The 19,281-nt window shown below is 39.9% G+C and carries 18 protein-coding genes and 2 riboswitches; of the genes, 4 read left to right on the forward strand and 14 right to left on the reverse strand.

All coding sequences use genetic code 11. The features are described from left to right. Positions 1 to 9 precede the first annotated feature (9 nt). The 6 genes from AC2YJL_RS17625 to AC2YJL_RS17650 form a co-directional block, all read right to left on the reverse strand. On the reverse strand, positions 10 to 1,086 hold the full coding sequence (locus AC2YJL_RS17625; RefSeq protein WP_230932045.1) for a sugar ABC transporter substrate-binding protein: 1,077 nt from the start codon (positions 1,084 to 1,086) through the stop codon (positions 10 to 12). Between the two features lie 122 nt (positions 1,087 to 1,208). Continuing rightward, positions 1,209 to 1,724 (reverse strand): 1,2-dihydroxy-3-keto-5-methylthiopentene dioxygenase, encoded by a 516-nt coding sequence (locus tag AC2YJL_RS17630; RefSeq protein WP_013082223.1) that lies wholly within the window; start codon positions 1,722 to 1,724, stop codon positions 1,209 to 1,211. 15 nt (positions 1,725 to 1,739) lie between these two features. After that, entirely contained in the window at positions 1,740 to 2,378 is a 639-nt protein-coding gene (locus AC2YJL_RS17635; RefSeq protein WP_028407891.1) for a methylthioribulose 1-phosphate dehydratase, read from the reverse strand. Further along, complete coding sequence (locus tag AC2YJL_RS17640; RefSeq protein WP_230932044.1) at positions 2,375 to 3,040, reverse strand: 2-hydroxy-3-keto-5-methylthiopentenyl-1-phosphate phosphatase; 666 nt, start codon at positions 3,038 to 3,040, stop codon at positions 2,375 to 2,377. Before AC2YJL_RS17640 ends, AC2YJL_RS17635 begins: the two co-directional genes overlap by 4 nt. Continuing rightward, positions 3,037 to 4,281 (reverse strand): 2,3-diketo-5-methylthiopentyl-1-phosphate enolase, encoded by a 1,245-nt coding sequence (mtnW, locus tag AC2YJL_RS17645; RefSeq protein WP_251567570.1) that lies wholly within the window; start codon positions 4,279 to 4,281, stop codon positions 3,037 to 3,039. The genes AC2YJL_RS17640 and mtnW overlap by 4 nt, the downstream gene beginning before the upstream one ends. 79 nt (positions 4,282 to 4,360) lie before the next feature. Continuing rightward, positions 4,361 to 4,467: riboswitch (SAM riboswitch) on the reverse strand. 130 nt (positions 4,468 to 4,597) lie between these two features. Continuing rightward, on the reverse strand, positions 4,598 to 5,770 hold the full coding sequence (locus tag AC2YJL_RS17650) for a pyridoxal phosphate-dependent aminotransferase (RefSeq protein WP_195697104.1): 1,173 nt from the start codon (positions 5,768 to 5,770) through the stop codon (positions 4,598 to 4,600). 112 nt (positions 5,771 to 5,882) lie between these two features. Here AC2YJL_RS17650 and AC2YJL_RS17655 point away from each other — a divergent pair, with 112 nt between their 5' ends. The 4 genes from AC2YJL_RS17655 to AC2YJL_RS17670 all read left to right on the forward strand — a co-directional run bounded on the left by AC2YJL_RS17655 (position 5,883) and on the right by AC2YJL_RS17670 (position 9,607). Beyond that, on the forward strand, positions 5,883 to 6,665 hold the full coding sequence (locus AC2YJL_RS17655) for a carbon-nitrogen family hydrolase (protein WP_013055956.1): 783 nt from the start codon (positions 5,883 to 5,885) through the stop codon (positions 6,663 to 6,665). Positions 6,666 to 6,756: 91 nt separating this feature from the next. Next, a riboswitch (SAM riboswitch) is annotated at positions 6,757 to 6,907 on the forward strand. A gap of 135 nt (positions 6,908 to 7,042) precedes the next feature. Then, positions 7,043 to 8,215, forward strand: a complete 1,173-nt coding sequence (gene mtnK / locus AC2YJL_RS17660; protein WP_195695051.1) for an S-methyl-5-thioribose kinase — start codon at positions 7,043 to 7,045, stop codon at positions 8,213 to 8,215. Between the two features lie 35 nt (positions 8,216 to 8,250). Beyond that, on the forward strand, positions 8,251 to 9,309 hold the full coding sequence (gene mtnA / locus AC2YJL_RS17665) for an S-methyl-5-thioribose-1-phosphate isomerase (protein WP_043979675.1): 1,059 nt from the start codon (positions 8,251 to 8,253) through the stop codon (positions 9,307 to 9,309). A 133-nt stretch (positions 9,310 to 9,442) separates the two neighbouring features. Further along, positions 9,443 to 9,607: a hypothetical protein gene (locus tag AC2YJL_RS17670; protein WP_165592283.1), complete on the forward strand. Its 165-nt coding sequence runs from the start codon at positions 9,443 to 9,445 to the stop codon at positions 9,605 to 9,607. On the opposite strand, the gene AC2YJL_RS17675 is transcribed toward AC2YJL_RS17670, so the two are convergent. The 8 genes from AC2YJL_RS17675 to AC2YJL_RS17710 all read right to left on the reverse strand — a co-directional run bounded on the left by AC2YJL_RS17675 (position 9,608) and on the right by AC2YJL_RS17710 (position 19,102). After that, a complete protein-coding gene (locus tag AC2YJL_RS17675; RefSeq protein ID WP_116515939.1) occupies positions 9,608 to 10,111 on the reverse strand; it encodes a methylated-DNA--[protein]-cysteine S-methyltransferase in 504 nt (167 codons plus the stop codon). An 18-nt stretch (positions 10,112 to 10,129) separates the two neighbouring features. After that, entirely contained in the window at positions 10,130 to 12,286 is a 2,157-nt protein-coding gene (locus AC2YJL_RS17680) for a PAS domain S-box protein (protein WP_244658379.1), read from the reverse strand. A gap of 421 nt (positions 12,287 to 12,707) precedes the next feature. Beyond that, positions 12,708 to 13,421 carry a LutC/YkgG family protein gene (locus AC2YJL_RS17685; RefSeq protein ID WP_407819072.1) on the reverse strand — a complete coding sequence of 238 codons (714 nt, stop codon included), beginning with the start codon at positions 13,419 to 13,421 and terminating at the stop codon, positions 12,708 to 12,710. Next, a complete protein-coding gene (locus AC2YJL_RS17690) occupies positions 13,399 to 14,838 on the reverse strand; it encodes a LutB/LldF family L-lactate oxidation iron-sulfur protein (RefSeq protein ID WP_369361431.1) in 1,440 nt (479 codons plus the stop codon). Before AC2YJL_RS17690 ends, AC2YJL_RS17685 begins: the two co-directional genes overlap by 23 nt. A 17-nt stretch (positions 14,839 to 14,855) precedes the next feature. Beyond that, entirely contained in the window at positions 14,856 to 15,575 is a 720-nt protein-coding gene (locus AC2YJL_RS17695; protein WP_195697105.1) for a (Fe-S)-binding protein, read from the reverse strand. 282 nt (positions 15,576 to 15,857) lie between these two features. Continuing rightward, positions 15,858 to 16,688 (reverse strand): NAD(+) synthase, encoded by an 831-nt coding sequence (nadE, locus tag AC2YJL_RS17700; RefSeq protein ID WP_013082209.1) that lies wholly within the window; start codon positions 16,686 to 16,688, stop codon positions 15,858 to 15,860. A 35-nt stretch (positions 16,689 to 16,723) separates the two neighbouring features. Continuing rightward, complete coding sequence (locus AC2YJL_RS17705; RefSeq protein WP_050689440.1) at positions 16,724 to 18,244, reverse strand: nicotinate phosphoribosyltransferase; 1,521 nt, start codon at positions 18,242 to 18,244, stop codon at positions 16,724 to 16,726. A 138-nt stretch (positions 18,245 to 18,382) separates the two neighbouring features. After that, on the reverse strand, positions 18,383 to 19,102 hold the full coding sequence (locus AC2YJL_RS17710) for a FadR/GntR family transcriptional regulator (RefSeq protein ID WP_014461089.1): 720 nt from the start codon (positions 19,100 to 19,102) through the stop codon (positions 18,383 to 18,385). Between the last annotated feature and the right edge of the window lie 179 nt (positions 19,103 to 19,281).

Consider the following 19,281-nt stretch of genomic DNA (forward strand, 5'->3'; position numbering starts at 1 on the left):
CCCCCATTTCTATTCTTTATTGCCCCATTCTTTTACGTACTGACTAAGCTGATCCATATTAATCGTTTGATTAGGCAAATCTGTTTGTTTGACTAAAACCGGATCAAAGGAATAATAACGAGGGATCTCTTGACCAGAAATCTTTTTAAGAAGCAAATCAACCTGCTTTTCTCCTACTGAAGCTGGGTTTACAGCAGCTGACGCTTTCCACGGACTGTTTTTTGCCTGCATCATTTGCAGATCTTCATCAGATAAGTCTACTCCGTACACTTTAATCTCGTCTCGTCCTGCTTCTTTAATCGCTCTTGTTACTCCTTTTGCAAATTCGTCCCAAGGTGCCCAAACGGCCGCAATGTCTCCTTTATTTGGATACTGCTTCAACACAGCTGCCATTTTATTTTGTGTGTCTAATGAGGTGTTGTCCGTTGCGCTTCCAAACGTAGCAATTTGTTTTACATCTGGGTAGCGATTCATCATAATTTTATAAATGCTGTCGCGCTTTTCCATCGGCGCAAAGCCTCCAACAAACGCATATACAATGTTTCCTTTTCCATTAATGTCCTGCATCATTTGTTTTAGACCCTGCAGCGCAAGCATATAATCGTCTTGGTCAATTGTTGTAACGCCTTCTACTTTTAATTCTACGTCTGTTGCAATAACGGGAATTCCTTTTGCAATCGCACGTTTCACGCCAGGTTCAAGAGTTTCAGCCCGGCCGTGGTCAATCATAATACCGTCAACATTTTGGTTAATAGCCGTGTCTAAATAAGCAGCCATTTTGGATTGATCATTGTTTGAATCAGAAACGGATAGCTGTACCCCTGCTTTTTTAGCCGCTTTTGTCACACCTGTTATGTACTGAGCAGCGTGAGTGCCTGACGTAAATTCAGAAATAAGCGCAATTTTTGTATCTTTCGTAACCTTTTTTCCTTCTTGCTGTACAGGTTTAGCAGAAGCCGCTTGCTGCGCTGGAGCTGCCTGTGCTTTCTCGTTTAGACTTGGCTGTTCTTTCGTGCAGGCAGCCAGCGCAAAGACTAGAAGCACGAGCAAAGTAAGTGGCCACAGCATTTTTTCACTCTTTTTCATGATGTTCCTCCCATTAAACTTATTATTCATATAAAAATAGTTAGTTTTATAATAATCCAAAGAATACCCCGCTTTTAGATGTAAAAGCGGGGTGATGATGACCTATGCTTTACAAGTAATTGTTATGCGTAAATAGGTACCCATCCTTCAGTTGTCACGAAAATTCGGACAGCGACTACTTTACGATCTTCCATTAGTGTAAAGTAATGAAGAATATTTTCTGGTACTGAAATTAAATCGCCCGGCTCTAATTCAACATCAAAAAATTCGCCGTCTTTTCCTTGGATAACAAAGATTCCATGACCGCTTACAATAAAGCGAACTTCGTCATCTGTGTGAATATGCTTGCGCTGAAAGTTTTTTAACAATTCATCAATATTTGGTGTAGATTCCGATAACGAGATAACATCTTGAGCTTTATAGCCGCGGCGTTCAGAAATATCTTTAATATCCTCACCAAAAGCGTTTAAAATTTCTGTTTTTTCTTCATCAGTTAAATCATATTTTTCACGAAGATTTTCTGGAAGTTTTGTAATGTCCCAGTTTTCATAAATAACTTCATTGTTTGCCAGAAAAGCTGATACTTCCTCTTGAGTTTCAATTCTTTTATTGTTTACATGTAAGCGAATGTGCGCCATTGTTGTTTCCTCCTTTTATAAATGCACCTTTGGCTTAATGCCTTTAAGTGACAGTAATTTGACGTGGTAGCTAAATAGAAATTCATAGGCTTCTAGCGCTTTTTTTGTTTCAAATGCATTTTTCCCCCATACCGTAATCCCGTGGTTACGAATCAAAATCGCGCCTTGATCGCCTTTTATATGATGAGAAAACTCTTCTGCTAGTGTCGGAATATCTGCGTAATTCGGAATAATCGGAACAGTAATTTCCGCATCTTCTTCCCAAATACCTAGCGCCTTAATAATTTCTTGACCTTTGAATGAAATAACGCCTTCATCTCCGTACAGTTCAGAGATCACGTTGTTGTCGATTGTATGTACATGAAGGCTGCACCCAGCATTCGTTAAATTGTAAATCTTAACGTGCAGAAGCGTTTCAGCAGAAGGCTTTAAATGCGTGTCTTCTGCAGGCTTTCCGTATTGATCAACTAATAAAAAATCTTCATTTGTACGTTTTCGTTTGTCTTTTCCACTTGCTGATACAAAGAAAGTTGTCGGGTTTTGGTCCACTTTAATTGCTAAGTTTCCGCTTGTACCAAAGAACCAATCGCGCTCTGCCAGCTCATCTTTTATATCCGCAAGCTCGTGTAATCGCTGCTGAGCCATAATACTCATGCTTTCACCTCTTCTGTTAATTCTTGTAAATGGCGAATCACATCATAAAAAGTAGAAAAAGGACGATACGGTAGAGATAGCTCTTCACATTTTTTGATTAAAAAGTCACGTGCAATGACCGTATCAGCTAATTTGGCAGCCTGCAAATCCGTAATGGAATCGCCAATAACAACCGTATGATCTCTTTCATCTGAAAGATGGCGAATAATCGTTGGCTTACAGCAGCCGCAGTCATTTGTACACTGTTTATCACATGTATGAGGCCACGTAATGGAAATATGCTCACCGGAAAAATCAGATCCGTTGCAGTAGAGCATTTCCTCTGCAACTCGATTTCCCAAAAGTGGTTTTACAAAAAAGTCAATTCCTCCGCTTACAATATAAAGCGGAATATGGTGCTCTTTTGTATAGGCAATAAAATCATCAAATCCATCTCGAATAGCAGACGTCTCTAAAATATAAGAAATAATATCTTCTTTTAATTCCACGGGGAGCAAGGCAAACATTTGCCCTACTCCTTCTTGAATGGAGACACGCTGTGCCAACACGTCGTCTTTAATACTTTCCCACTCCGGAGGAGCAAATTGTTTCATAATAGCAATAATGTTATCGCTATTTGTAATTGTTCCATCAAAGTCACAAAAGATTTTTAACGATGTCATGCTTTCACCTCTACTGTTCCCCATAGTTGCAAAGCTTTTTGCAACTCTTTTGATTCTTCAGCTTTTTCGGCTAATGTTTGATGAGAGAGTACTGCATCTATCGCCGCACGGAATGCTTTTCCTCCTCCGATAGCTCCGTCTGGATGACCGTGAACTCCGCCTCCTGCATTAATAATGCTGTCGATTCCAAAGTCCTTCACAAGCTGCGGTACCATTCCAGGATGAATTCCTGCTGAAGGAACCGGGAAAGACTGCTTATATTTGTATACAGGACGCGTTAATTCGTAGGCAATGCCTGTCGTATCTTCAAGAGAAAGCGCTACGCTTCCGTATGGTGATGGAAACAGAGAGAAATCCGCTCCGGCTAAACGCAATAGCTTTCCAAGCAGTAATGAATTTGAAAAACCGTAAAACTCTGATGGCGTAAGCGCTCCGCTAACAGCTGGGTGTGCCATAATCGGCAAGTTAATTTCATCGTCTTCTCGAAGTGCCTGCAGTACGTCTAACCCGTAAGCAAATACATTGAATAAAAGAGCATCGGCTCCTAGCTCAGCTGCTTTTCTCGCTTTTTCTTTTAATTCAAACGTTCGACCCGTTAAATTAACAGCATACAGCGTGCGGTGTCCCGTTTTTTCGTATACTTCATTCAGTACTTTTTTCCCTTCTGTAACGCGAGCTTCAAAAGGTGTTCGTTCACTATCAAACAAAATCTCGTCGTCTTTAACCAAATCCACTCCGCCAAGCGCTTGCTCACGCAGCTGAGTTGTTATGTACGTCATATCTCTTCCAATCACGCCTTTAAAAATACTCATCACAAGCGGACGGTCATAAACGCTTAGTTTCTCTCGGATACCTTCTATTCCAAAGCGCGGGCCTGGGAATTGAGCTAATAATTCAGCAGGAAAATCCAAGTCTAATAATTTCACTTTTCCATCAAGTGATAGTTTTCCGAAAACCGTAACTAGAATAGCCGGTAAATCTTTTGAAAAGTTGGCAGTTGGATACGCAATTTTGACAATTGCCTGCTTAATTTCTCCGCCTAAATATCCGTTTACACGTTCGCAATCTTGAAGCTCAGTTACGGAAACGACGCGCCCTTTATGCTTTTGAAGCTGCTGTTGATCTAAAAGCGGCAGATCTGTCCATGAGCCGACGGTTAGTCCTAAAGCAATTCCTTCCGCTTTTTTATGAAAATTTCTTTTATTATCGTGTAGTAAGTAGCTTGCAACGATTTCACTCATTATGCTAAAAACTCCCTTGCTGTTTAATATCGTTAATAAAAAAACCTCTTCTGTGATTAAGAAGAGGCTTTCGTTGCTCTTCTTATCTCTCAGCTGCTGCTGCAAGAATTAGCACCGTGCTTAACATGCGTTAAGTCGGTTGCCGGGCTTCATCGGGCTAGTCCCTCCACCTACTCTTAATAAGAAAGTTGCTATTTATTTAAATTAAATTCATAGATTATATACTAAATAAAAAATACCGCTAGGATTTATCGGTTATTAATCTCGTTAACTTCTTACATATTAAGCCAACTCAAAAAGGATTGTCAATGCGTTTTTAAAATAAATCTAATTTTTTTATTCGAGATACAGCTTCTCTCATGCGCTCTTCATCCGTCAGCAGTCCTACGCGCACATAGCCTTCACCATATGTTCCAAAGCCTACTCCAGGCGCCACTACAACGTGAGCTTTTTCAAGAAGTAAATCTGAAAACTGTTCAGAAGTATATCCTTCAGGAACTTTTAGCCATGCAAAAAAGGAGCCCGCTGGAGATGTAACATCCCAACCAATTTCTCGAAGCCCTTGAATAAAGGTATTGCGTCTAGATTCATAGCGCTTAACTAAATCATTTACACATTGTTGAGACTCCAACAGAGCTGCGGCGGCTGCCTCTTGAACCGCCCCAAAGAGGCTGACATACATATGATCTTGAAGAAGATTAATAGCTTCTACAACACTTTCATTTCCTACAGCAAATCCAACTCGCCATCCCGCCATGTTATACGTTTTAGAAAGAGTATAAATTTCAATTCCCGTCTCTTTTGCACCAGGAGTCTGTAAAAAGCTGATTGGCTTTTTACCATCAAATCCAATTGCTCCGTAGGCAAAGTCGTGTACCACACAAATATCGTGCTTGGCAGCAAACGCCACGGTGTCTTCAAAAAATTCTGCCGTTGCCACTGCACCGGTAGGATTATTGGGATAGTTTAAAAACATGAGCTTTGCCTGTTCTTTAGCACGTTCACTTACCTCTTCGTATACGGGTAGAAAATGATTTTCAGCCGTGAGCGGCATCACTTCCATCTTTGCTTTTGCAAGCTCTACTCCAGACCAGTAATCAGGATACCCAGGATCCGGAACCAGCACCGTATCTCCAGGGTTTAATAAGCACTGCGGGATTTCAACAAGTCCACCCTTTCCGCCAAATAAAATAGCTACTTCTTTTTCAGGATCCACATCAACGCCATATTCTCGTTTATAAAAAGTCGCAACGGCCTCTTTTAAAAACTGGTGCCCCCGAAATGGAGAATATTTATGATGCATAGGATTAGCACTTGCTTTTTGCAGTGTTTCTACAATATGTGAAGGAGTAGGCTGATCAGGATTTCCCTGCCCTAAGTTAATAACGTCGTGCCCTTGGGCCATTACTTTTCCTACCTTGCCTACAAGTGATGCAAAAAATTGTTTTGGTAAACTTTTTAATAGTTCCGATTGCTCAAATTGTTTCATCATCGCACACCTTCTCAAAAAATTCTTGAAATTCTAGTCACAAATAATATATTGTAATACTCAACTTGTAAAGTCATTTTTTTCAACTACTAAAAAAAGGACGGATGATAAAGTGAGTGTAAAAATTACGTGTTTGCAGCTTGATATTGCGTTTGGAAACCCAACTAAAAACCGAAAATATATCGAACAAAAAATGACGGAAGCCCTGAAAGAAAACCCTGATATCCTTGTGCTTCCTGAGCTATGGGATACAGCTTATGATTTGACGCGGCTAGACGAAATTGCAGATGATGAAGGGCAGCAAGCCAAGCAATTAATCTCTCAGTTTGCTAAAACGAACGAAGTAAATATCGTGGCAGGTTCGATCGCGAAAAAAACAGAGCAAGGCGTCACGAATACGATGTATATTTTTGACCGAAAAGGTCGTGAAGTATCACAATACAGTAAGCTGCACTTATTTAAATTAATGGATGAACACCTGTATTTAGAAGCAGGAACAGCAAAAAATCTTTTTACACTTGAACAGTCTTTATGCGCAGGAGTTATTTGTTACGATATTCGTTTTCCAGAATGGATTCGGGTTCATACTAGCAGCGGAGCAGAAGTCTTGTTTGTTGTCGCTCAGTGGCCGGCTCCAAGACTTGCCCACTGGAAAGCACTGCTTATTAGCCGTGCAATCGAAAATCAATGCTACGTAATCGCATGTAATCGTGTAGGCCAAGATCCTAATAACACATTTGCCGGACATTCCTTAGTCATCGATCCGTGGGGAGAAATAATCGCTGAAGCTGGCGATAGCGAAGAACTTTTAAGTGCTGACGTTAACCTGGAACTTGTAAAAGAAATTCGCAAACAAATTCCTGTCTTTACAGATCGCCGTACAGAATTTTATTAATTATGTATTGACAGCCGTTTTTTTGCATGATACGATTTTCACCAGATATCATAAAATATTCAAACAAATCAAAATTGAATAAGTAATCGTACTCTTATCAAGAGTTGGCTGAGGGATTTGGCCCTGTGAAGCCCAGCAACCGACCGTCATTCCATCCTAAGATGGATCACACCCGTAAAACATGTTTTACAAAGGCACGGTGCTAATTCCAACAGAAAGTAATTCTTTCTGGCAGATAAGAGGTTTGAACACTACAATCAAGCCTCTTTCCAACGAAAGAGGCTTTTATATTTTCTAAAATTATAAAAGCCTCCATATACTCTTAAACCTATTAACTTAGTAAACAAATCAGTTTAATAAACTATGGAGGGATTCCGATGTCAACAACAAAAACAGAGAAGTATCAGCCTTTAACAGAAATTTCAGCAATCAAACTTGTGAAAAAGCTAGGTCTTTTTGATGCCACAGAAGCACTGACTGCCCGTGAAATTGGTGACGGCAACTTAAATCTCGTCTTTCACATCATAAATGATCAAACGAATAAATCCATTATCGTCAAACAAGCGCTTCCCTATGCAAAAGTTGTAGGCGAAAGCTGGCCTCTATCCTTGAACCGTGCCACAATTGAAAGCAATGCGCTCAAGCAATTTGGTGCATTTACGCCAGAACTTGTGCCCGCTGTTTATTACCACGATGAAACGCTTGCTGTTACGGTCATGGAAGACCTGTCTCATTTAACGATTTCTCGCGCCGGACTTATTCAAGGTGAAAGTTATCCTCTGCTCTCACAGCATATCGGTTCTTTTTTAGGACATATTGCGTTCAAAACGTCTGATTTCGCCTTAAAGCCTCAGGATAAAAAAGAAGAAGTTGTTAAGTACAGCAACCCAGACTTATGCAATATTACGGAAGATTTAGTTTTTACAGATCCTTTTTTTGATATTGATACAAATGAATTCGAAAAAGCGTTGCGTCCTGATGTAGAAGAATTGTGGAATGATAGTGATGTAAAGCTACAAGCAGCAAAATTAAAATATAAATTTTTAACAAATGCGCAAACGCTAATCCACGGTGATTTACATACGGGCAGCATCTTTGCTAGCAGTCAAGAAACGAAAGTGATTGATCCAGAGTTTGCTTTTTACGGTCCGTTTGGATTCGATTTAGGACAATTTGTTGCGAATTTGTTTTTAAATGCTCTTTCTCGAGAAACAAATCGCGAACCGTTATTTGCACACATTACGAACACATGGAACGTATTTAAAGATACATTTACTGTGCTTTGGCATTCTGAAAACACTGAACCTTTCGCTAAAGATGAGCGCTTATTACATGAAATTCTAACGCAAACGTGGCAAGATGCTGTTGGATATGCAGGATGTGAAATCATTCGACGTACAATTGGCTTAGCTCACGTGGCGGACTTAGACGAAATTTCTTCAGAGGAAAGAAAAATTAACACTAAACGTACTGCGTTAAAAATTGGACGCTATTTGCTTCTGCACCAACAAGACGTTTCACCAAATGAATTTGAACATTTACTTCGATAACGAATAATGTACACAATGAAAGGATCGGTATCACCATGACAAATACACTATCACTTCCGCGCTCAGTGGAATGGAATGAATCATATATTACTTTATTAGATCAGCAGCAGCTTCCTGGCAAAGTTGAATATATTAAGCTGCAAACCATTAAAGACGTATGGGATGCTATCACTACCTTGAAAGTACGCGGAGCCCCTGCAATTGGCATTACGGCGGCTTTTGGTCTTGCTCTTTCTGCGCTTAGCTATGACACAGATTCAGTCAAGGAATTTAACAAAAAGCTAGCTCTTGATCAACAGTATTTAGCTAGTTCACGCCCTACTGCCGTCAATTTATTTTGGGCATTGGAACGCGTAGCGAAAAGCGCTGAGTCCGCTTCGTCCGTTAATGAAGCTAAAACAAAAGTTGTTCATGAAGCTATTCAAATTCAAGTAGAAGATGAAGAAACGTGCTACCGAATTGGAGATCATGCTCTTTCTTTATTTAAAAAGAAAGATAAAATCATGACAATATGTAATGCTGGTTCAATTGCTACAGCTTATTATGGAACAGCCTTAGCACCTTTTCACTTGTCTAAGCAGCGCGATATTCCGCTTGAAGTATTTGCCTGTGAAACAAGACCCGTTCTTCAAGGTTCTCGCTTAACAGCATGGGAACTTCAGCAGTCGGGAGTGGACGTTACGCTGATTACGGATAATATGGCCGCTCATACCATTAAAACAAAAGGAATTAATGGGATTATTGTAGGTGCTGACCGCATTGCAGCAAATGGCGATACGGCTAACAAAATTGGAACATATGGACTTGCTCTTTTAGCGAAAGCATTCGGTATTCCATTTTACGTAGCAGCGCCGCAGTCCACGTTTGATTTATCGATTCAAGACGGCAGCAGCATCCCTATTGAAGAACGTTCACCTAAAGAAGTAACACACATTGGAGATACGCAAATTGCTCCAGACGGAATCTCTGTATACAATCCAGCTTTTGATGTGACGCCAAGCGAACTGATTACGGCCATTATTACAGAGCATGGAATTATCCATTCTCCATCTTTGGAATCCATTCAAAAAGTTTTGCTGCAATCCGCTCAATAAAAAAAGCCGCTGCTATGCGGCTTTTTTTGTTGAGCACTGGTTTTCACCTGCATTTGTAACACAATTGTAACAGTACTCTCTTCTTTTTCTACATATATTATAGGGGATTCTTTTTGAATAAGGGGGAGTAAATATGAGTTCAGAGCAAAACACGGATAAAAACAAAGCGCTGAATCGTAAGCAGCACTATCAGCTATTCGATTTATCCAAAGATGAAGAACTAAATTCCCTTCCTTCTCCTCAGCAAATTGACGGTGTTTTTGTGCAAGGAGAAGGCTGGAAATTGGACGGTGAATAGTTATTTTAACTCCAGAGCGCCTTTTGCTACATTTCTTTCAAGCATTAATAGTTTCTCTTTTATATGAGTTTGGGAACCTGCATAACCTGTTAAAGCTCCATTTTTTCCAATCACACGGTGACAAGGTAAAATAATAGGCAGTGGATTTCGACGATTCGCTTGTCCCACAGCCCTTACGGCTTTAGAGCGATTAACAGACTCTGCTACATCACTATAAGACCACGTTTGTCCATAAGGTATACCTTTAAGCGTTAACCACACTTCTTTTTGGAAGTCTGTTCCTTTTATATCCAAAGGCAAATCAAATGTTAACGTGCGCCCTTCAGCATAATCCTGCAGCTGTCGCTTTGCTTCTTTCACATGATGATAATTCTCGTCATGGACAAGTTTTTTAAGCTGCTCGTTGTGATCATCGCTATCAAACCAAATATGTTGAACCCCTTTTTCCGAGGCTACAATATAAATTTTCAAATCAGAAAATAAATTCATTTCTCCGTAGTACATATTTTTTATCCTTTCTAATTAAGCTGGAAGAATAACATGAAAAGCTGTGCCTTCTCCTATTTTGCTTTCCACTTCAATTCGCCCTTTATGTTCTTCGATAATTTTATATGAGACCATCAAACCGAGTCCCGTTCCTTTTTCTTTTGTCGTATAAAATGGTTCTCCTAAGCGCTTGATGCGCTCTTCGGGCATTCCGTCCCCTTGATCTCGAATGGAGACCGTCACGTAGTGCGGCTCTGTAGAGTAAACTTCAACAATAATTCTTCCTCCGTTTGACGTGACTTCAATTGCATTTTTAATGACATTTATTAGTACTTGCTTAATTTGGTTCGGCTCGCAGTATACCATTGGCAGCTGAGGGGACACACTTAGTTCAAACTGAATATTTTCTAAAAGCGCTTGAGCATTTAATAAATCAATCGTTTCTTTCACAACCGCAGCTAGATTTTTCTTTTCAAACTTTACGGCCTGTGGCTTAGCCAGTACTAGAAACTCTGTAATAATGGTTTCAATTCTTTTTAATTCGGATTTAATAATATCAAAATAAAGAGAGTGGTCTTCTTGAATGCTGCTTTCTAACAGCTGCACAAACCCTTTTAAAGCTGTCATTGGGTTGCGGATTTCATGCGCAATCCCAGCTGCTAACTGGCCGACTACTTGAAGCGTATCCGATTTTCGAATCTGCTCTTGCATTTGATTTCGTTCCGTTACGTCTCTTAAAAGCGTCATATATAGACCTGGCAAGATATCTTTTTTCGTGGAAAATTCAATATTTTTAACTTTTTCGTTCCCCGTAACGTACGTAATCTCTCCTTCAGCTTCCCCTTTTTGCTCAATTGTTTCTTTATGCTCAATGACCGCATCTAAATTCGCTGAAGAAATAAAATCCTCCATGGAGTGTGCACAAATCTCCTCTTTGCTGAGTTCTAGAATATCACAAAGAGAAGAATTCACATCAATAATATTTCGCTTGCCGTCCCATAAAACTAACCCATCGATCGAACCATTAAAAATCTGTCTGAATTTCTCTTCGTTATTTCGAAGCTCCTGTTCGATTTTTGTACGTTCACTGATGTTTCGAAAAATGGTTAAATGGTCTCCTTCTATAATGCCTTTTTTCCCTGTGAATTCCAACTGTTTGATTTCTCCATTTGGCATGTAAAAAGGAAGCTGATTGCGAATTTCTCCTTTTGTTTGAAACGTTTGGAGCACCTTTAACGCACTAAAGCTTTTTGTATCGATAAATGTATACAAATTGCTTCCAATTAATTTGTTTAACGGCAGCTCAAATGTACGCGAAGAAGCAAGATTAGCGTTCAAGATTTCACCATCGTCTCTCCAAATCAAGATCGCTTCAATCGCATTTTCAAAAATAGCCCTGAAATTTTTTTCGCTTCTCAACAGCTGCTGCTCCATCAGCCGTTTTTCCGTCACGTCTCTCATAATGGACATATAGTATTGACTGTATATATTAGCCGTTGTGGTAAATTCAAAAAAAGTAACGTCTCCATTTTCGAGCCTGATCGGTAGCTCACCGCTTGTCTTTCCTTCTTGATGCAGAGTTCTCCATAATTTTTTCACCTTATAATGATAAGTAGGTTCTACAAGCTCTTCTAATGTTTTGGTTAGAAGCTGTGCTCTTGTATAATTTAATCGTTCGCAAAATGAAGGGTTCGCGTCGATAAGCTGACCCGTTCGATCAAAAATGACAATTCCGTCTACCGCTTCATTAAATACATCCATAAACATATGATGGCTAATAAACCGTTCATTTTCCATCATTTTGTGCTGCGTAATATCTCGAAATGTACACACAATAATGCCCGACATGTGACTATGTTTGTGTGAAGTAAATTCAACATGCTTCATCATGCCGCTTCGAAGCGTCATCGCGCCTTCATATTTGAAATAGCTTTCTTCTAAAAGTGCTGGATAATACGCTTCAATCATGTCATACGGAAAATACATCAGAAAATCTTTCATTTGATATGTTAATAGCTCATCCTTTGTTTTTTCAAACAGCCCGCAGGCTGATTCATTTGCATTTATAACTTGAAAATACTCATCAAATACGACAATGGCATCTAATACGTCATTAAAAATAGCTCGTAGCTGCTGTAATTCACCTTGCTGCTTTTGCGCAGCTTCAGATGTTAATTCTCTGTGTGGTGACATGCTCATTGCTCCTTTCTTTTGCACTTCCCATTTCCCCACCTTTTATCTATAGACTTAATATTCTACAAGATTTGCTTTTTACCTTTTTAAAATTAGGCACGTTTATTCAAAATGCGACATTTCTTCACATTATCCCGCTATTTAGAAATGTAGCATGAATAAAAGAGGCTCATAACTAAATCAATCTAATCTAAAGACAAACAAATTGGATACATGAGCTGAACAGCTCGTTACACCGCTGTTGATTTCCGTGCAAGGCTTTTCTTTCCGCAGGAGTCTTCGCCTTGCCCTCCAATCAACTGCTAGAAGGAATGAAACAGCTAAAACCTATGCTCAACATAACAAAGAAAACGAACCGTGAATCAAACATGTTGATTCACGGTTCGTTTTTCACTTCGGCTAAAATACGTTTGTCACAGTCTCATCGATCATTCACTACAATATAAGTTGCTTGAATAGGTCCATGCACGCCAACGACTAAATTCATTTCAATATCAGCTGAATTGCTCGGTCCCGTAATAAAGTTAATGCAAGAAGCAATCGTTTCTCCTCGCTCTACTTTTTCATGAATCATTTCAGCGGCTTGTGTCATGCGAGGAACAATTGAGCTTTGAGGTATGATTGCAATATAAGTGGCGGGCAGCAAGCTTACCGCTCGTCCTTTTTCAGCACTGCTAAACAAAACAACCGTTCCAGATTCTGCCAGCGTCAAATCACTGAACGTGATGCCGACGTTTGCTTGTTCAGCTAGTTTAACATTCTCATTGCCTTTTACCGAATTCCATACGTGAAGGTTACGGTTTGTTTCCCATTTCTCCATCAGCGGATTCAATCCATATTCGGAAAACCTGGGATCATTCCACGTGCAGACAAGACCATTTCCATAGTTCGCTACGGCTTCCTCAAGGGCATCTGGCAAGTGTTGTGATGAGGTTTCTACATAGCGAGTATGAATACGTTCGCAATGGTTTTCAAGCTCTTTCTTTAATTGATCCGGCGAATAGTTGCGGTAGACCTCATGCTGAGGAGCATGCTTCCATTGTGGCTTCACTACACCGCCTGTTCTCCTGCTTCGCTTAAGATTAGCAGCAATGTTGTCTAAAAAACTGTCTCTATTTTGAATGCTTCCGTTCATCACCATCACTCCTTTTATCAAACCAATCTCGTAAGCGCTCTTTTGTAGGGGCTGGAAACTCTCTGCTTTCCGTCCACGCTTTTAATGGACCAGGTCCTTTGGAAATACTGCTCCCTGACATAAAAGGAGTAAGGGCTGCCGGTGCTACTTTAGCGCCCACTGTATATAGAGAAGAAGAAGCTGCTCCCAAGCCAAATGCTTTCATCGCCAGCTTTTCCGAAATAGGTGCTTTTCCTTCTTTCTCGACAATTCGCTGACGGTGCTTGTGCAATAGCTCATGCAGCGGAATTTTGACCGGACAGGCATCTGTACAGGCTGCACATAGCGTTGAGGCATATGGAAGCTCTTTGTAGTCTTCATAGCCTCCAAGCAAAGGAGATAATACAGCTCCAATAGGACCTGAATAAATAGATCCATATGAATGTCCTCCAATATGGCGATACACGGGACATACATTCACACATGCCGCACAGCGAATACACTGTAAAACAGATTGAAACTCAGTTCCTAAAATCGCAGATCGCCCGTTATCCACAATCACTAGGTGAAATTCTTCCGGTCCGTCTACTTCCCCTGGAAGTCTAGGCCCTGTAAGCGCTGTTACGTAACTTGTAAGCCGCTGACCTACTGCACTTCTAGTTAACAGGCTTACCAACACTTCAAACTCTTCAAATGTGGGCACAATCCGTTCCATTCCCATAACCGTAATTTGCGTTTTAGGAAGTGCTGTTGTTAGCCTTGCATTTCCTTCATTCGTAACAAGTGAAATAGATCCAGATTCTGCAATCGCAAAATTACATCCCGTGATGCCAATATCTGCTGATAAGAATTCTTTTCTCAGCATTTCCCGGGCATGAAGAGCTAGTTCTTCAGGTTTTTCTGTCTTTTTATAAGAAAGCTTTTCCTGAAATACATCTCTAATTTGTTCTTTATTTTTATGAAGCGCAGGAGCTACGATATGAGAAGGCGGATCGTGATCATCTACTTGCAGGATATATTCTCCTAAGTCCGTTTCAATAACTTCACAGCCTAGTTCTTCTAAAGCAGCGTTCATATGAATTTCTTCTGTAACCATTGACTTGGATTTAACCACTTTCTTTGCCTGTTTTTGCTTCGCTACATTTTTTATGTACTCATTCGCTTCTTCAGCTGTTTGAGCGAAAAAAACGTGGCCTCCGCGTTTTGCTACATTATCAGTCAGCTGTTCTAAATAGTAATCTAAATTTTCAAGCGTATGCTGACGAATTTCTTCGCCAAGCGCTCTCCATTCTTCCCAGTTTCCTAACTCTTCTGCGGCATCTAGTCTACGGCTTCTTAAGCGCTCTTGAGCACCTGAAACCGCAAAGCGCATAAACGCATTATTGACTCCATCATCGACGCGTTTTTTAAACTGTTCGTTTCCTATTTTCATAGACATTCGGTATTCTCCTTTCTTTACATTCTGCTATTTAACACTTCAGCGATATGCATCACTTTTACAGGCTGTCCTTTTCGTTCAATTCTTCCTCCAATATTCATAAGACAGCCGCAGTCAGCTCCAATTAAATAATCCGCGTTTGTCTTAGCTATACAGCCTACTTTTTCATCTACCATTTGTTCAGAGATTTGCCCCATTTTAACCGAAAACGTCCCGCCGAATCCGCAGCAGTTATGACTGTTTTCAAGGTTTTCCATTTCAAGACCCTTTACATTGTTTAATAGTGTAAAAGGTTCTTTTTTTACGTTTAGCAAACGCGTCATATGACAGGAAGAATGATAAGTGGCTTTCCCATTTAAGCTGGCTCCTACATCTTCCACTTTTAAAACGTTTACAATAAAATCTGTTAGCTCATACGTTTTATCAGCAAGCTTCACGGCAGGTTCATGCCATGCAGCATCACCTTCAAAAAGATGAGGATACTCTTTGAACATTGTCACACACGATCCAGACGGAGATACAACGTACTCTGCATGCTGAAACGCTTTTATCATGTTTTTCATTGCTTCTTTTGATTCTTTTACGTAACCGCTGTTATATGCAGGCTGGCCGCAGCAAACTTGACTCTTTGGAAAATCCACTTCGCATCCTAATCGTTCTAACAATTCTACCGTCGCTTTTCCTACATTTGTTTGAAACATATCAATCAAACATGTGGCAAATAAAGATACTTTCATCATTTGCTCCCTCCAAGCTGATCATTTTACTTCTTTTAGTTAACAGGTCATCAGATGACTTAATGCTATTATACTCCTATGTTTTTCTAATTTCACTAGTTTTTCAAAAATACCTTTCTTTGTTTGCTATCTTTTTTTCATAAAAAATAAGAAATTGAGATACGTGAAACCTACGTTTGCCATAACATTAAAAAATCCGACCGGTGAAGATTCTCTATCAAGAATCTTCACCGGTCGGATCTTCCTTTAACTAAACTACTTTTGTCTTAGCTTCTTACTTATTTATTTCCAAAAATCATCAAATACTGTGATTGGCAATTGGCGTTTATGCTGCGTCTTTAAAAAGTGACCTTCAATGACGTTACTTGCATGTTCACCTACATCTTTGCCTTCTAAATAATCGTCGATTTGCTCATACGTTACGCCAAGCGCTTCTTCATCCGGAAGCTGTGGACGATCTTCTTCCAAATCAGCCGTTGGTTTTTTCATATATAGATGCTCGGGACAGCCTAATTCTTTTAGCATTTGTTTTCCTTGTCGCTTGTTCAGACGGAAGATAGGTACTAAGTCAGCTCCTCCGTCACCGAATTTTGTATAAAATCCTGTAACAGCTTCAGCAGAGTGATCCGTTCCGAGTACGACTCCACTGTACATGCCCGCTACCGTATATTGCGCAATCATTCGTTCACGTGCTTTTACATTTCCTTTATTGAAGTCGGAAACTTTATCATCTGCCGCTTCTTCAACAGCAGAAAGCATCGCATCTACTGCTGGTTTTACGTTAATAGAAATAGATTTTGTTGGTTGAATAAAAGCAAGTGCATCTTGACAGTCTGCTTCATCTGCCTGCACACCGTATGGAAGACGAACAGCAATAAACTGATAGCGCTCTTCTCCCGCTTCTTCGTTCAACTCATTAACCGCTAGCTGCGCCAGCTTTCCCGTTAACGTAGAATCTTGGCCGCCGGAAATACCTAGTACAAACGAACGTAAAAAAGGATATTTGTTCATGTAAGATTTCAGAAAATCAACGCTGCGGCGAATTTCTTCCACGGGATTAATTTCTTTTTGGACGTGCATTTCTTCAATAATTTGCTTTTGTAGCTCTTTCATAAAAAAACTCTCCTCTCATTACTAGCTGACGGAATCTACACAAGTACGGTATCAGATAGTAACTTGCTTCTAGTCTCTTCAATATTTTGCATTTTGTTATCCCAGCAGTTTGTACTCAAGTCTACTGGATACTCTGTAGGACGGAATACATCTTCGTTCGATTTTGTAATGACCTTGTAGTCATCCCATAGATGCTTTAAGTTTTGTAAGCAGTAGGCTCTCATTTCTTCAATTGTAGGCTGTTCATACACAAGCTTTCCCTGTGAAAAGATTGGCTGGTGAATTTTACGTGCGTTAAAGTTCGTGACAAACTTGCTGACGTGTGTATGAATCGGATGAAACATTTTTAAGTGCTGCTCTTCGTTCGGCACTTCGTCTTGCATCGTAATATAATCGCCTTCCCATTTGTGGTTCACTTGATTTACAATTCGGTATACTTCTTTTAGACCAGGAGTTGAAATTTTCTCTGGATTTTCTGACAGCTTAATTGTATCCACCATGTTTCCATGATCATCTTCAATCGAAACCAGCTTGTACACCGCTCCTAGCGCAGGCTGATCAAAGGACGTCATGAGTTTTGTTCCAACTCCCCATCCATCAATTTTGGCACCTTGCGCTTTCAAGTCTAGAATGCTGTACTCATCAAGGTCATTCGAAGCAAAAATTTTCACATCATGATAGCCAGCTTCATCAAGCATCTTTCTTGCTTCTTGAGAAAGATATGGAAGTCTTCCACTGTCTAACCGAATACCGATAAAATTAATGCGATCCCCCATTTCTTTTGCTACTTTAATAGCATTGGGAATACCTGATTTTAACGTATTATATGTGTCTACTAAAAAGATACAGTTACGGTGTGATTCCGCATACTTTTTAAACGCGCTGTACTCATCACGATAGACTTGAACAAGCGCATGAGCGTGAGTGCCGGACACGGGGATTCCAAATACTTTTCCCGCTCTGACATTACTCGTTGCGTCAAAGCCTCCGATATAAGCAGCTCTTGCTCCGTAAAAAGCAGCGTCCAGCTCATGTGCTCTTCTTGAGCCAAATTCCATAAGTTGATTTGTACCCGTATGCTCGTATAAATTATCTTCTCCCGCCGCCAAGCGAATACGCGATGCTTTTGTCGCAATCAGCGGATGGAAATTTAAAATATTTAAAAGCGGCGTTTCAATAAGCTGCGCTTCTGCTAAAGGAGCGTCAATTTGTAGCATCGGTTCATTAGCAAAAATCATTTCGCCTTCTACGACCGAACGAATATTACCGCTAAATCGAACTTGCTTTAAATAGTCGATAAACTCCGCTTCATAATGCAATTCTTCATATAAATAATCTAAATCCGTTTCGCTAAATCTGAAATTAGCAATAAAATCAATTACTCTTTCTAGGCCGGCAAACACCGCATAACCGCTTTCAAACGGCATACGACGAAAGTAAGCTTCAAATACAGAACGACGTTTATGAATGTGGTCTTTAAAATACGTATGCGCCATATTCAGTTCGTATAGATCTGTATGCAAAGCTAAACTATCATCACTATATTGCTTTTTCATACTTTGTAACCCTCCATTTGACAATCCTAGTTTCTATTATGTAAATCTTTTCACAATAGAGCAAGCATAAATTATCGGAAGGTGCTTGAATTTTAGTTTTTCTGTTATTTGGTGCACACTTTTCTACCTGAAATGGCATTATTTTTCTTCCGGTATGTATTTCATTAATACGTGTTCAACATTATCAAGATGACTCATCATAAAATGCTGAGCGTCTTCTGCATGCTGAGAAAGAATAGCTTCATAAATTTGCTGATGCTCTTTATAAATCCGTTCAGCCGTTTTTTCTTCTGCATAAAGCCAGATGCGTCTTGTCTCTTTCATTGTTTCAATCATCATTTCTGATACGTTATTCATAAGCTTCACTAAAAGAGGGTTTTGCGAGGCTTTGGCAATAGCTAAATGAAAAGCAAAATCTGCTTTCTCTCCCAGCTCTTCATTGCCAAACGCTCCTTTCATTTGTTCCAGGCTATCGGACAGCTGGTTGAGGTCCGCATCCGTCCGCTTTTGAGCTGCAGCACGAACAGCCCCAATTTCTAATACTTTTCTCACTTCAAGCAAATGTTCAATATCATTTTTATTCATTAATACAGCGCTAGTTACAGGCAAAGACAGCATATCAGAGTTAAATTCGCGTACAAATGTGCCTTCTCCTTGCTTCATCTCCAGCAGCCCCATCGCTCGCAAAGCGCTAAGAGCTTCACGAATAGCTGAGCGCCCTACCTGAAAGTTTTCTGCGAGCTGCTGCACTGAATCCAAACGGTCACCAGGCTTTAAGCTGCCTTCTTTTATATTCTCAAGAAGCGTTTCAGCTACTTCTTCGTATATTTTTTTTGGCTTAATTCGCTTATATTCCACGTTTTCCACCTCATTTTTTTCGTTCACCAAGGTTTACATTAACCGAGACTCTTTCTTCTTTTACGTTTCTGTTACATTTTACCGAAATCCTTTCCCCTCCACAACAAAAGTGCCAAGGTATTTATACTTTATTTCTCAAATGTGCTAAAATAGTAAATTGATTTCATATTACGAGTTAA

Source organism: Priestia sp. SRI_019 (genome assembly GCF_057586255.1).

Bases quoted from the DNA above. Each gene is read 5' to 3' on its own strand.
- AC2YJL_RS17690 (WP_369361431.1), bottom strand. From the start codon at position 14,838: ATGTCTATGAAAATAGGAAACGAACAGTTTAAAAAACGCGTCGATGAT.
- AC2YJL_RS17680 (WP_244658379.1), bottom strand. From the start codon at position 12,286: ATGTCACCACACAGAGAATTAACATCTGAAGCTGCGCAAAAGCAGCAA.
- mtnK (WP_195695051.1), top strand. From the start codon at position 7,043: ATGTCAACAACAAAAACAGAGAAGTATCAGCCTTTAACAGAAATTTCA.
- AC2YJL_RS17630 (WP_013082223.1), bottom strand. From the start codon at position 1,724: ATGGCGCACATTCGCTTACATGTAAACAATAAAAGAATTGAAACTCAA.
- AC2YJL_RS17635 (WP_028407891.1), bottom strand. From the start codon at position 2,378: ATGAGTATTATGGCTCAGCAGCGATTACACGAGCTTGCGGATATAAAA.
- AC2YJL_RS17695 (WP_195697105.1), bottom strand. From the start codon at position 15,575: ATGAAAGTATCTTTATTTGCCACATGTTTGATTGATATGTTTCAAACA.
- AC2YJL_RS17705 (WP_050689440.1), bottom strand. From the start codon at position 18,244: ATGAAAAAGCAATATAGTGATGATAGTTTAGCTTTGCATACAGATCTA.
- mtnA (WP_043979675.1), top strand. From the start codon at position 8,251: ATGACAAATACACTATCACTTCCGCGCTCAGTGGAATGGAATGAATCA.
- AC2YJL_RS17625 (WP_230932045.1), bottom strand. From the start codon at position 1,086: ATGAAAAAGAGTGAAAAAATGCTGTGGCCACTTACTTTGCTCGTGCTT.
- nadE (WP_013082209.1), bottom strand. From the start codon at position 16,688: ATGAAAGAGCTACAAAAGCAAATTATTGAAGAAATGCACGTCCAAAAA.
- mtnW (WP_251567570.1), bottom strand. From the start codon at position 4,281: ATGAGTGAAATCGTTGCAAGCTACTTACTACACGATAATAAAAGAAAT.
- AC2YJL_RS17670 (WP_165592283.1), top strand. From the start codon at position 9,443: ATGAGTTCAGAGCAAAACACGGATAAAAACAAAGCGCTGAATCGTAAG.
- AC2YJL_RS17685 (WP_407819072.1), bottom strand. From the start codon at position 13,421: ATGAACGGAAGCATTCAAAATAGAGACAGTTTTTTAGACAACATTGCT.
- AC2YJL_RS17650 (WP_195697104.1), bottom strand. From the start codon at position 5,770: ATGAAACAATTTGAGCAATCGGAACTATTAAAAAGTTTACCAAAACAA.
- AC2YJL_RS17675 (WP_116515939.1), bottom strand. From the start codon at position 10,111: ATGTACTACGGAGAAATGAATTTATTTTCTGATTTGAAAATTTATATT.
- AC2YJL_RS17640 (WP_230932044.1), bottom strand. From the start codon at position 3,040: ATGACATCGTTAAAAATCTTTTGTGACTTTGATGGAACAATTACAAAT.